Below are 12,503 nucleotides of genomic sequence, written 5' to 3'. Positions count from 1 at the left end.
AGACCGACTTCATAGAGCATGTAATCGAACAAGTGACGGGCGAAAGCCTGAACGTAATGGCTAGGGGGAAGATAAATGAAACTGGTTACTGTGGTGATAAAACCATTCAAGCTGGAAGATGTACGTGAAGCGTTATCTTCTGTCGGCATCCAGGGACTCACCGTCACTGAGGTGAAAGGATTTGGTCGTCAGAAAGGGCATGCGGAGCTATATCGCGGCGCGGAGTACAGCGTTAACTTTTTACCCAAGGTAAAAATTGATATCGCAATTGCAGACGATCAACTGGATGAAGTGATCGATGTCATCAGCAAAGCCGCGTATACCGGGAAAATTGGTGACGGCAAAATTTTTGTCGCCGAGTTGCAAAGAGTTATCCGTATTCGTACGGGTGAAACTGACGAAGCCGCACTTTAACAACACCTAGCGTAGATACGTAAATAGGGATGGATGAAAATGAAAAAACGACTCTCTTCATTAGGTCTCGGTGTGGCGGCATTACTCCCGTCCTGGGCAATGGCTGCGACACCGACGATTGATAAAGCGGATAACGCTTTTATTATGATTTGTACCGCGCTGGTACTCTTTATGACTATACCGGGCATTGCACTGTTTTACGGCGGCCTGATTCGTTCTAAGAACGTTCTGTCCATGATGACACAGGTGAGCGTAACGTTCGCGATGGTTTGTATCCTGTGGGTGGTTTACGGATATAGCCTAGCGTTCAGTGAAGGGAATGCTTTCTTCGGTGGTTTCAGCACCTTTATGCTGAAAGGCATCGGGATTGAGTCCATCAGCGGCACCTATTATCAATTTGTACATGTGGCCTATCAGGCTTCCTTTGCCTGCATCACCGTCGCGCTGATTGTCGGTGCGATTGCTGAGCGTATTCGTTTCTCTGCGGTGCTGATCTTCGTTGCGCTGTGGCTGACGTTCTCCTACCTGCCGATGACGCACATGGTATGGGGCGGTGGCTATCTTGCTGCGGATGGTGCGTTGGACTTCGCTGGTGGTACGGTGGTTCACATCAACGCTGCGGTTGCTGGGTTGGTGGGGGCTTACCTGCTGGGTAAACGTGCTGGTTTTGGCAAAGAAGCCTTCAAACCGCATAACCTGCCCATGGTATTTATCGGTACGGCGATTCTGTACATCGGCTGGTTTGGTTTCAATGCCGGTTCTGCCGGTGCTGCGAACGGTATCGCTGCTCTGGCTTTCCTGAACACCGTTGTCGCGACTGCTGCTGCAATTCTAGCATGGGTTGGCGGTGAGTGGATGGTACGTGGTAAGCCTTCTCTTCTGGGCGCATGCTCTGGTTGTATCGCTGGTCTGGTGGCAATCACGCCTGCAGCGGGTACGGTTGGCGTCGGCGGTGCATTGATCATCGGTCTGGCCGGTGGCGTTGCAGGTCTGTGGGGCGTGACGGTACTGAAAAGATGGCTGCGTGTGGATGACCCGTGCGATGTGTTCGGTGTTCACGGCGTGTGCGGTATCGTTGGCTGTATCCTGACTGGCGTATTTACCTCAGCATCACTGGGTGGTACTGGCTATGCGGAAGGCGTGACGATGGCACACCAAGTTTGGGTGCAACTGTTTAGCGTGATTATTTGTCTGGTGTGGTCTGGCGTGGTGGCATTTGTCGCCTTCAAGATCGCGGATATGGTTGTTGGCCTGCGTGTACCTGAAGATCAAGAGCGCGAAGGTCTGGACGTCAACAGCCACGGCGAGAGTGCTTACAACCAATAAGATCGCGTAAATTAATCAGTAAGATCGTGTGAGTACAGTAGGCAGGCGTGGGGAAACTCCACGCCTGTTTTATTATCAGCTTTAAACTATTATCAGCTTTAAACCACCTCTTTCGGCGGTAGTCTTTTACGTTACGAGGCTGCCGCAGGTTTTACGGCTGGCGGCGACGTATGACGCCTTCCTGCACGCTGGATGCAACCAGCACGCCTTCCCGGGTATAGAATTGCCCACGAACGAAACCACGGGCACCGGATGCAGACGTGCTTTCGACGGTATATAACAGCCAGTCATCCAGCCGGAAATCACGATGGAACCACATAGAGTGATCGATTGTGGCGACTTGCATACCGGGTTCCAAAAAGCCAATGCCGTGAGGCTGCAAGGCTGTGAGTAGGAAATTGCAGTCAGACGTATAGCCGAGCAGATATTGGTGAATACGTTTATCGTCCGGTAGCGGGCTGCTGGCACGGCACCAGACGTGTCGCACTGGCTCGTCCACTTCGCCTTTTAGTGGGTTATGGAATTTAACTGGGCGCATCTCAATCGGGCTGGCCTGAATAAATTTATCGCGAAAGCGGGGCGGCAGAAGGTGCTGCATGCCTTGTGCGATTTCCTGCTCAGATTTCAGATCCTCAGGTGGTGCGACGTTTGGCATCACATTTTGGTGCTCAAACCCTTCTTCATGACTTTGGAATGAGGCGGTCATATAAAAAATAGGGCGACCATTCTGGATAGCTCTAACGCGTCTGGCGCTGAAGCTGTTGCCGTCGCGTAGGTTTTCAACGTCATAAATAATCGGTTTCTGGCTATCGCCGGGTAGCAAAAAGTAGCTGTGGAATGAATGAATGTTGCGCTCGACAGGGACAGTCTGTTTGGCGGCCGACATGGCCTGGCCGACAACCTGCCCGCCAAAGACCTGACGCAGCCCCAAATCATCGCTTTGTCCGCGAAATAGCCCTTCCTCGAGCTTCTCTAAATGCAGGAGGTCGAGAAGATGTTGTAGTGATTGACTCATGGTATCGGCCCCAATGGATGCGAATGGCTAGTTACTTGTTTGTTTTTAATATATAAAATCTAATTTTGTAGATTTTACTGCAATAAATATGTGGATTTCAGGGAAATATCAGAATATTGCACCATCATTATTGTGTTGGTTGAATCATACTATTTATGAATGCCGGTTTTCGATACCGGTAGTCTGACAATAATAAAGGAGACTGACCGAATGAAATTATGGCATATCTTAGGTGGTATCACGTTATCGATGACTCTGGCTGCATGTGCACAGAGGAGTGATTATGGCGTTTCTCCTCAGACAGGCGCACCTGTCACCAGTGTTTCCTCACAGCGTCCGGCTGTCGCAATGCCTGTGGTAACGGGTACGGTGAATATTCGTCAGCGGATTGCGCTACCTCACAACGCCGTTTTGACCGTTACCGTGTCTGATGCATCGCTGGCGGATGCGCCTTCAAAAGTGATTACCCAGCGTGTGACGCGTACAGAAGGAAAGCAGGCACCTTTCCAATTCGAGCTACCGTATAACCCAACTGATATCCAGCCCAATGCACGTATCTTACTCAGCGCTGCGATTGCAATCGATAATCGGATCGTGATGGTGACGGAGAACGTCTTACCGGTTATTAGCAACGGGGTAAATAACGCCGATTTAGTGTTAGTACCTGTCCCCTCAGTTCCCTTACCGGCGAAAAATAAGGGATCAATGATGTCTAACCCGACGAATCAGAGCCCTCATATGCTTCAGGGGCAGCCTAGCCAGTCATCTACGGCACCACAGACCATCTGGTAATTCATCTGGATACGCGCTGTTATGGCGCGTATTGCCAGCGGTATTTCGCAAGATCAACTTTTCCCTGACGATTGAAAATAATGCCCTCCGCCTGTAGCGCTGACTTTTGACGCACATAGTCTCCACCAACCAGCGATATTTCGCCTTTACGGTTGATTACCCGATGCCAGGGGAGTTTGCTGTCTTTTGGCAGACGTTTTAATACCCCACCGACTTGTCGGGATGCTCTGGGCGAGTCAGCAAGCTGTGCGATGTCGCCATAGGTCGCTATTTTTCCGTAAGGGATTGCCGCAACGATTTGAAAAACGCGCTGGCGGAAATTATCGTTTTCTTCTGACATCAGCGGATGTTCCTGCTGTTCCTAAACCGATTGAGTATCATAGTGGCATAGTGAGGTGGGTAAGAAAACAACGGTTAGTGTGGGTTAGCTTGCAATTGCCTATCTCATCGCCGATAATGCCAACCGCTTTGTGACACGTTGCGGTTATCATATGCAAGCTGTTATAAAGTCGTCAATGGAGGCCCTGTCGGTTCTCCCGCAACACTAACCTGTGGATTCGGTCAGGTCCGGAAGGAAGCAGCCGCAGCAGGAGACGTGTGTGCCGGGATGTAGCTGGCAGGGCCTCCACCAATTTGTGCCCTCGGTAGCCGCTTCATCGCCAGGCTGGTCTTCATCTCCTGCACATAAACGACATTCTCTGCCATAAACTCGGTTGCTGGCATACATAAATGCTGAACCGCCATTCTTTGCTCGATCGGTGTCATTTTCCGATCGCTGCTTCTTAGAGAGCATTATTGTGCATCTTTACTTAGCGAGTAATCATTGCGGTAATTATTACATCCTCTATTTTCATCACGGGATATACTATGCGTGGATACGATTGATGCGATTGTTATAAGCGATGAGTGCTGAGGAAATAAGTATGGGATGTGAGGAATAATTCATTTTTACTTAATATAAAGAATACAATTTGTTACAAGTCTTACGCAATTAATACGCTAAAAAGATAATAAAAACAAAGGCCGATAATATTATCGGCGCAGTGTGTTTAATGTCAGTTTTTGTATGCGTTTCGTTAGTAATTAACGAACGTATCGCCATACTGCTGTAGGGACTTTGTCGTAGAGTTTGTTCATCGTCAGTTCTGCCAGACGATGATCTGCTGCGGAAAAGAACATCTCCAGTTCATCATTGGAGAGTTCATACTTGTTTTTTTCAATAACGCGTTCGAGAGTGTCAATAGTTGTGCATTTACGCAAACGCATCAAATAGTCGATTTTTTTCATAATGGCCTATGCAAGCAGTACCTGGTGGTTAAAAATTTAAATAAATTATTGCTTAAGTTTTAGCAGGCATACAGATGTTCTCCCCTGAGAACATTCCGAATAATTTTGCTTTGGACTTCTGCCAACGTCGCAGTTCAGCATCATTAATTCCATAGTTGCTAAACAAGACGTAAGTATCATCCAAATACTTTTCAACCTGCTCTGAAAGCTCACTTTCGTTAGGGTATTTTATTTTAAATGTGAGAATAAACGTAGCGATATGCTCAATAAGTTCATTTAATTGGAGATTGATCGCAGATGTCGGATCATTGACCCAGCCGTGACTGCTATCACCTAACGTTGCTATGCTTTCGTCACACAGATTTTCACATAAGAATCTGAGTTGGGCAATATCATAATATTTTGGTGTGTACTCATCCATATCAATCCCTCCGTTAAGCCGTTATTCAGTGTTACTGCGGTTAACACCTGGTAAACAGGTAGACTGATGAAGCTTAAAAGATAAAACGTTAACGTTGTTTCGTATTCATGTTGTTACAGACAGGGCGTTGAACCATTGTGATTGGTTCTGTAATGAATGAGAAAACAGTGATTATCGTCCCTCCTAGTATCTACTATGTCGCGAAATCGCGCTGGCGTAAATACCAACATCTCATGAATTAACCTTAAGTATAGCTATACCATGCTGGTTCCGGTTACGTCATTCTATATATGATTATAGCAAAGGTGTTCGTAAACTTCGCGGATGATAGGTAAGGTTTTCACTGCCCTTTATTTTGATTAATCCTCATCATTCTTGTTGTAACAATGAGCATAGAATAAACTCGGCTGCTGATTATTTAATTATTTCTATCTGAAAATATGAGAAATGGCAGACGGAATACGAAGAGATTACTCAACGGATAGGGGGATTGGTACTCCGTTATCTTATTGTTTCTGTGGTTTTTTTCATGCAAATCATCCCGTACAGTCTTGTTAGCGTTATAACACTGACTGTATCGGGATGGGAGTGAGGAAGATTAACCTTTTTTCTTTTTCCCGCCTTGCACGGCTTTAAAGCGCGGGTTGGATTTGCATATAACGTAAATTCGCCCGCGACGGCGGACCACAATACAATCTTTATGACGATTCTTTGCTGAACGTAGCGAACTAAGCACCTGCATTTAATAGCCCTCTCTGATTACTTGAAGAAGTTGCCAAAGCGCTGCTGGAAGCGCGCTGTGCTGCCTTCTTTGGCATATTCTTTTTGCTTCCCAGTGTAATAGGGATGCGATGCCGAAGAAACGTCAATGGGGACGTAAGGGTAATGTGTACCCTCAAGCTCAATGGTTCGCTCGGTTTTAATGGTTGACCCCGTCCTGTAATAGACATCCGCGCTGGTGTCATGAAACACCACCATGCGATAGTCAGGATGAATACCTGCTTTCATAGCTACTCCAATTTGTTATGTTATAACATATCTATTATGTTGCGCTTTTTTGACATCAGGATCAACCATTATGTTGTAGCAGACGTCAACATTCTCTAAGCCACTATAGATACGACTAATCTGAGCTAAACAGCGCATAGTGCTTCTTAGCTCGGATTAGTCGTACGGGGCAGGGATGTAAAAAAGGCCGCTAGGAGGCGGCCTTTTCGAGTATATAGGAAGAGATCCAATCTTAGTGCGCTATTGTGTCGTCCACTTTCTTGCCGAAGCGACGGCGGACAACAACAAAGAATACAGGAACGAAGAAGATAGCCAGCACGGTTGCGGTAACCATCCCGCCCATTACGCCAGTACCAACGGCGTTCTGTGCACCTGAACCTGCACCACTACTGATAACCAACGGCATGACACCGAGGATAAAGGCTAGTGATGTCATCAGGATTGGACGCAAACGCATACGAACGGCATCGAGTGTTGCTTCAATCAGTCCTTTCCCTTCTTTTTCCATCAGATCTTTAGCAAATTCGACAATCAATATGGCGTTCTTCGCGGATAGCCCAATGGTTGTTAGCAGGCCTACCTTAAAGTAAACGTCGTTTTCAAGACCTGTCATATTTGCTGCAATCAATGCACCGATAATCCCCAATGGAACCACCAGCATCACTGAGAACGGAATTGACCAGCTCTCATAAAGTGCCGCCAGACATAAGAACACGACAATCAATGAAATGGCATAGATTGCCGGTGCCTGGTTGCCTGATAACCGCTCTTGATAGGACATACCCGTCCATTCGTATCCGATACCCTGCGGTAATTTAGTAACGAAGTCTTCCATTAACGCCATGGCTTCACCGGTACTCTTACCTGGAGCCGCTTCGCCCTGTATCTGCATGGATGGTTGACCGTTATAACGTTCTAGACGCGGTGATCCGTGTTCCCAGTGGCTCTGGGTGAATGCGGAGAATGGCACCATTTGTCCGTTGTTACCTCGGATGTACCAGCTTTTAATGTCATCTGGCAGCATACGGAAAGGCGCATCGGCCTGGACATACACTTTTTTCACACGACCACGATCGATAAAGTCATTCACATAAGAACCGCCTAACGTGGTTGCCAACGTTGAGCTGATATCTGATAGTGACACGCCAAGTGCCTGAGCTTTTTCCTGATCGATATCAAGACGGAACTGTGGCGTATCTTCCATCCCGTTAGGACGAACTTGTACCAGTGTGTCAGGGTGTTGTGCTGCCATGCCTAGCAGTTGGTTACGTGCTTCTGTCAGTTTTGCATGCCCAAGGTTAGCTTGGTCAATCAACTGGAAGTCGAAACCTGTTGCGGTACCCAGTTCGATAATCGCAGGAAGGTTGACTGCGAAAACCATCGCTTCTTTATACTGGCTAAAGGCCGCGTTTGCCCTTGCTGCAATCGCCAGAACTTTATTTTCTGTACCGCTTCGTTCACTCCAGTCATTTAGGCTAGCGAAAGCCAGACCGACGTTCTGCCCACGGCCAGAGAATCCGAAGCCCGTCACGGTAAACACAGACTTGACGTTACTTTTCTCATTATCGAGATAGTAGTTCGTCATTCTGTCCATAATTTGCTGTGTGTTTTCTTGCGTCGCACCTGAAGGTAGTTGAACGATGTTCAGGAGAACCCCCTGATCTTCGTCTGGCAGGAAAGACGTCGGCAAACGTAAGAACAACAGTGCCAGACCTACAACAATCAGCAGATAGATGACCAGGTAACGACCCGTGCTGCGCAGGATATTTGCCACGCTATCGGTGTAGTGATTGGTGCTTTTCTCGAACAGTCTGTTGAACCAGCCGAAGAAGCCTTTCTTCTCACCGTGATCGCCTTTGACAATCGGTTTTAGCAGCGTTGCGCAGAGAGCAGGTGTCAAAATTAATGCGACCAGAACCGACAGCACCATCGCAGAAACGATAGTGATGGAGAACTGGCGATAGATTGCCCCTGTGGAGCCACCAGTAAACGCCATCGGGACGAATACCGCGGACAGTACCAGCGCAATACCGACTAACGCACCTTGGATCTGCTCCATGGAACGTTTTGTCGCTTCTTTAGGCGGCAGACCTTCTTCCGCCATGACACGTTCAACGTTTTCCACGACGACGATGGCGTCATCCACCAGAAGCCCGATGGCGAGGACCATAGCGAACATCGTCAAAGTGTTAATGGAATAACCAAACGCGGAGAGGATAGCAAACGTCCCCAGCAAGACGACGGGTACCGCGATGGTTGGGATCAGCGTGGCACGGAAGTTCTGCAAGAACAGATACATAACCAGGAATACCAGTACGATGGCTTCCACCAGCGTTTTCACGACTTCGTTGATCGAGATCTTAACGAAGGGCGTTGTATCATACGGGTAAACCACTTTCATGCCAGAAGGGAAGTACTCTTCCAGTTTTGTTAGTGAATTTTTTACGGCAGTTGCGGTATCCAGCGCATTCGCGCCTGTCGCCAGCTTAATACCGATACCAGCAGCGGGCTGACCATTGTAACGTGCAATCGTGTCATAGCTTTCTGCGCCCAACTCAACGCGGGCAACATCTTTAAGACGAACCTGAGAGCCGTCAGCGTTAACCTTCAGCAGGATTTTAGAGAATTCTTCTGCTGAATTCAGTCGGGTTTGAGCAATGATCGACGCATTCAACTGCTGGCCGGGAACAGGTGGCGATCCCCCCAGTTGTCCTGCCGCGATCTGGTTGTTTTGGACTCTGATCGCCGCAGTGACATCACCTGAGGTTAACTGATAGTTGTTCAGTTTGTTCGGATCGAGCCAGATACGCATGGCGTACTGTGCACCAAACAGCTGTGCGTCACCGACGCCAGACGTACGGCTGATGGGATCTTTAACGTTAGCAGCCACGTAGTCAGCGATATCTTCCTGTGACATTTTACCGTCTTCACTGATGAAGGCGGCGACCATGAGGAAGCTGCTGCTTGATTTCTGAACGTTAACCCCTTGCTGCTGTACTTCCTGCGGCAGCAGTGGCATAGCCAGTTGCAGTTTGTTCTGCACCTGGACCTGTGCGATATCCGGATTGGTACCTGCGTCAAAGGTCAGCGTAATCTGTACCGTACCAGAAGAGTCACTGCTTGATGACATGTACATCAGGTTATCGATACCGTTCATATTCTGTTCGATAACCTGCGTCACGGAATCTTGCAGCGTTGATGCATCGGCCCCTGGATAATTTGCTGTTATTTCAATCGCAGGTGGTGCGATCGTTGGATACTGAGCAATAGGTAATTTAACTATTGCTAGCAATCCCGTCAGCATCACCATGATGGCGAGCACCCATGCAAAAATGGGTCGATCTATAAAAAACTTAGCCATGAATTATACCGGCTCCTGTTAGAACGTCTTAAGACTTCGCGGGTTCTGCTGACGCTTGCGGCGCCTGCTGATTTTCTGGAGCGACTTCTTTCGTTTTCACCTGCGCACCGGGCCTAATTCTTTGCAGTCCGGTGACGATAACGCGATCGCCCGCTTTCAAGCCTTCGGTAACCAACCATTTGTCACCAACTGCCTTACTGGTTTTAAGCGTGCGAGGCTCGACTTTATCGCCTTCACCAACCACCATCGCCGTGGCTTGACCACGTGGATCGCGGGTAACACCTTGCTGAGGAACTAACAAGGCTGTTGGGTTCACGCCGGAATCGAGACGCGCTCGTACAAACATTCCGGGAAGGAGGTTGTGCTGTGGGTTCGGGAAAATAGCGCGCAGTGTGATGGAACCGGTGGTTTCGTCTACCGTAACATCAGAGAATTCTAATGTACCTGCCTCAGTATATTCAGTACCGTTTTCCAAAAGCAGGCGGACATTTGCTTTGCCTTCACTTTGTTTCAGCGTGCCGTTTTCCAGCTCTTTCTTCAGTTGTAGAAAATCATTGCTGGACTGCGTGACGTCAACATAGATCGGATCAAGCTGTTGGACGGTCGTTAATGCCGTTGCTTGCCCGGTTGCCACTAATGCGCCTTCCGTTACCGTTGATTTACCTACACGGCCTTCGATTGGCGAATTGACTTTGGTGTAAGCCAGATTGATTTGCGCGGTGTCAACCGCCGCTTTAGCTGCCTGAACCGCAGCATCAGCTTGACGAGAGGTGGCAACAGCCTGATCGTAATCCTGCTTGCTGACGTAGTTGGTGCCTAGCAGCGGTTTATAGCGATTAACGGTCAGACGGGCAATTTCTGCCTGAGCCTGAGTCTGAGCGAGTGAACCCTTGGCGCTGTTGTAGTTTGCCTGGTATGTCGCAGGATCGATCTGATACAGCGATGCGCCAGCTTTGACGTCAGACCCTTCAACAAAATTGCGTTTGAGGATAATCCCGCCAACCTGTGGGCGAACCTCAGCAATGCGGTAAGCACTTGTGCGGCCTGGCAGCTCGGTCATGACATTCAGCGCTTCCGTTTTCAACGTCACAATACCCACTTCAGGCATCTGCCGCTGTGCGCTGCCCTGCTGATTGTTGCTGTCATTACATCCTGCGAGTATTAAGCCGCCAGAAAGCATCAGAACTGCCGCCAGAGGCGTTAGCCCTCTGTTTTTGTTCATAGATAAACCTCAAGTGTCCGATTTGAAATTGACCAATGGATCACAAGCTTAAAAACCCATTGCTGCTATAGTCTTATGTTCATGCTATGTTACATACATTCTCGAATGTATGTAAATCACGCTTTCCTTCAAATACAGCGATATGGCACGAAAATCCAAATTATCATGGCACGAAAAACCAAAAAACAGGCTCAGGAAACTCGACAACATATACTGGATACTGCGTTAAGAGTCTTCTCTGAACATGGAGTGTCCGCGACTTCATTGTCTGACATTGCGACTGCTGCTGGTGTGACTCGGGGTGCTATTTATTGGCATTTTAAGAACAAAGCCGAAATCTTTGATGAGATTTGGGCGTTGTCAGAGTCAAAAATCAGCGAGTTTGAAATAGAGTATCAGACAAAATTCCCTGATAATCCACTCCGCGTGATGCGTGAATTATTGATTTATATGCTGCGTTTAACCGTTAGTGATACACATTGGCGCTCCATTATGGAAATCGTTTTTCACAAATGTGAGTTTGTCGGTGAAATGTTGCAATCGTACAATGCGCGCAAAGAGCTCTATCTCTCCTGTTATGTTGATATTGAAGAAAACCTGATTAAGTGCATTCGAGTGGGGATGTTGCCGACGGACATTTATCCCCGTCGTGCGGCGATTGCGTTGCGTGCTTATTTTTCTGGCGTGATGGAAAACTGGCTATTTATGCCGGAAAGTTTCGATCTCGATCAGGAAGCCCCTGCGCTGGTGGATGCCTTTATCGATATGTTGCATTTTAGTCCGGCGCTACGTAAACCCGCTGAATAAGCTGTTGATCGACGGTGCTAACACAAGTTGCCTTTACGTGCTGAGTTATTTTTGCCTTAGGCAGAGTATTTAGCGCCACCGTCTTCTTGTGAACGCTTCTTTTCAAAATCGGTCCGTACAATCTCCAAGGCGGCAAGCGCGATACGTGGTTCGATCTGGTTTTCTTCCAGCAACATAATCAAATCGACCGCCAGCTTGACCTCGGGTGGGGCATTTTCAAGTGACATGAACCCGTTCCTCTTTTTTCTTGGTGAATCCGCCGTGCTATGGTTCTTGCTCTCGGCGTTCTATCTTCCGCTCCAGTCGCGATAGCGCCTGACGGCAGCGTGACAGCCGTCCTTCCAGCGCTGCCAGCTCTTTTTGCAGCCGCTGTTGCTCGCTGAAGAGCGTCTGAGTGATGAGCAGGCTTTCTCTATCCTGAATCATAGAAAGCAGACGGCGTTCATAATCCTGATGTTCCGCCAGCTTGTGATACATATCTTCCTGCTCTGGTGCTGCTCGTTGCTCTTGCCTGCGCAATGGTTGCGTTGCCAGCTCACGCTGCAATGCGGCTATCTGGCTGACCAATTTTTCAGCCAGAAACGCTACACGTTCGGTGCGTTGCTCTGCGACTAATTGCTTTATTACGTGCAGGTTTTGTTCAACTTCGGCGCGATAATCACGTAGCCGAGTGCCATAGCTGCTAAAAAGCTGACGATCAAAGCGTGATTGCGGCACAGCTTTATCCGCCAGCGGCTCAAGTGCTTTCGCTAGCGTGTTAATTTGTTGTTCAAGTGCTTGCAGCAATCGGTGCGTGTTCACTTTTTTCCCTTACGGTCAGGCTGATGATTCAGCGAGTCGGCGCGTGGTA

14 protein-coding genes and 1 other RNA gene are annotated in these 12,503 nt (G+C 48.3%); 5 read left to right on the top strand and 10 right to left on the bottom strand.

Annotated elements, in window-relative coordinates:
- Positions 1-75 precede the first annotated feature (75 nt).
- Together glnK and amtB are read left to right on the top strand one after the other, a co-directional pair.
- Positions 76-414 carry a P-II family nitrogen regulator gene (gene glnK, locus IG609_RS14795; RefSeq protein WP_002208627.1) on the top strand — a complete coding sequence of 113 codons (339 nt, stop codon included), beginning with the start codon at positions 76-78 and terminating at the stop codon, positions 412-414.
- A gap of 39 nt (positions 415-453) precedes the next feature.
- Complete coding sequence (gene amtB / locus IG609_RS14790; protein ID WP_167469165.1) at positions 454-1,740, top strand: ammonium transporter AmtB; 1,287 nt, start codon at positions 454-456, stop codon at positions 1,738-1,740.
- 151 nt (positions 1,741-1,891) lie between these two features.
- Here amtB and tesB read toward each other — a convergent pair whose 3' ends face one another.
- On the bottom strand, positions 1,892-2,755 hold the full coding sequence (gene tesB, locus IG609_RS14785) for an acyl-CoA thioesterase II (RefSeq protein ID WP_193397545.1): 864 nt from the start codon (positions 2,753-2,755) through the stop codon (positions 1,892-1,894).
- 210 nt (positions 2,756-2,965) lie between these two features.
- Between tesB and IG609_RS14780 the strand changes: the two genes are divergently transcribed.
- Positions 2,966-3,547: a YbaY family lipoprotein gene (locus tag IG609_RS14780; protein ID WP_193397544.1), complete on the top strand. Its 582-nt coding sequence runs from the start codon at positions 2,966-2,968 to the stop codon at positions 3,545-3,547.
- Between the two features lie 19 nt (positions 3,548-3,566).
- Here IG609_RS14780 and IG609_RS14775 read toward each other — a convergent pair whose 3' ends face one another.
- Positions 3,567-3,887, bottom strand: a complete 321-nt coding sequence (locus tag IG609_RS14775; RefSeq protein WP_010282239.1) for an MGMT family protein — start codon at positions 3,885-3,887, stop codon at positions 3,567-3,569.
- A gap of 185 nt (positions 3,888-4,072) precedes the next feature.
- On the opposite strand from IG609_RS14775, the gene ffs reads away from it, so the two are divergent.
- Positions 4,073-4,169: signal recognition particle sRNA small type (gene ffs, locus IG609_RS14770), an RNA gene on the top strand.
- A 461-nt stretch (positions 4,170-4,630) separates the two neighbouring features.
- Here ffs and IG609_RS14765 read toward each other — a convergent pair.
- The 6 genes from IG609_RS14765 to IG609_RS14740 all read right to left on the bottom strand — a co-directional run bounded on the left by IG609_RS14765 (position 4,631) and on the right by IG609_RS14740 (position 10,846).
- Complete coding sequence (locus tag IG609_RS14765) at positions 4,631-4,834, bottom strand: HHA domain-containing protein (protein ID WP_005976087.1); 204 nt, start codon at positions 4,832-4,834, stop codon at positions 4,631-4,633.
- Between the two features lie 52 nt (positions 4,835-4,886).
- Positions 4,887-5,255: an Hha toxicity modulator TomB gene (gene tomB / locus IG609_RS14760; RefSeq protein WP_193397543.1), complete on the bottom strand. Its 369-nt coding sequence runs from the start codon at positions 5,253-5,255 to the stop codon at positions 4,887-4,889.
- 598 nt (positions 5,256-5,853) lie between these two features.
- Positions 5,854-5,997 (bottom strand): type B 50S ribosomal protein L36, encoded by a 144-nt coding sequence (gene ykgO / locus IG609_RS14755; protein WP_072012464.1) that lies wholly within the window; start codon positions 5,995-5,997, stop codon positions 5,854-5,856.
- 17 nt (positions 5,998-6,014) lie between these two features.
- Positions 6,015-6,263 (bottom strand): type B 50S ribosomal protein L31, encoded by a 249-nt coding sequence (locus IG609_RS14750; RefSeq protein ID WP_102116757.1) that lies wholly within the window; start codon positions 6,261-6,263, stop codon positions 6,015-6,017.
- A 232-nt stretch (positions 6,264-6,495) separates the two neighbouring features.
- Positions 6,496-9,624, bottom strand: a complete 3,129-nt coding sequence (locus IG609_RS14745; protein WP_193397542.1) for an efflux RND transporter permease subunit — start codon at positions 9,622-9,624, stop codon at positions 6,496-6,498.
- Between the two features lie 28 nt (positions 9,625-9,652).
- Complete coding sequence (locus IG609_RS14740) at positions 9,653-10,846, bottom strand: efflux RND transporter periplasmic adaptor subunit (RefSeq protein ID WP_193397541.1); 1,194 nt, start codon at positions 10,844-10,846, stop codon at positions 9,653-9,655.
- A 165-nt stretch (positions 10,847-11,011) separates the two neighbouring features.
- Between IG609_RS14740 and acrR the strand changes: the two genes are divergently transcribed.
- Positions 11,012-11,653 (top strand): multidrug efflux transporter transcriptional repressor AcrR, encoded by a 642-nt coding sequence (gene acrR, locus IG609_RS14735; RefSeq protein WP_102116754.1) that lies wholly within the window; start codon positions 11,012-11,014, stop codon positions 11,651-11,653.
- 56 nt (positions 11,654-11,709) lie between these two features.
- On the opposite strand, the gene rsmS is transcribed toward acrR, so the two are convergent.
- The gene (rsmS, locus tag IG609_RS14730) at positions 11,710-11,880 is read right to left on the bottom strand and encodes a pleiotropic regulatory protein RsmS (protein ID WP_193397540.1); all 171 of its coding nucleotides are present in this window, start codon (positions 11,878-11,880) and stop codon (positions 11,710-11,712) included.
- 37 nt (positions 11,881-11,917) lie between these two features.
- The gene (gene priC / locus IG609_RS14725; protein WP_102116752.1) at positions 11,918-12,454 is read right to left on the bottom strand and encodes a primosomal replication protein PriC; all 537 of its coding nucleotides are present in this window, start codon (positions 12,452-12,454) and stop codon (positions 11,918-11,920) included.
- Positions 12,455-12,503: the final 49 nt, after the last annotated feature.

The sequence above is a fragment of the Pectobacterium quasiaquaticum genome (assembly GCF_014946775.2).
Taxonomy (GTDB): domain Bacteria; phylum Pseudomonadota; class Gammaproteobacteria; order Enterobacterales; family Enterobacteriaceae; genus Pectobacterium; species Pectobacterium aquaticum.
Note: the sequence above shows the minus strand (reverse complement) of the source record. Positions and strands in the feature narration are given on the sequence as shown.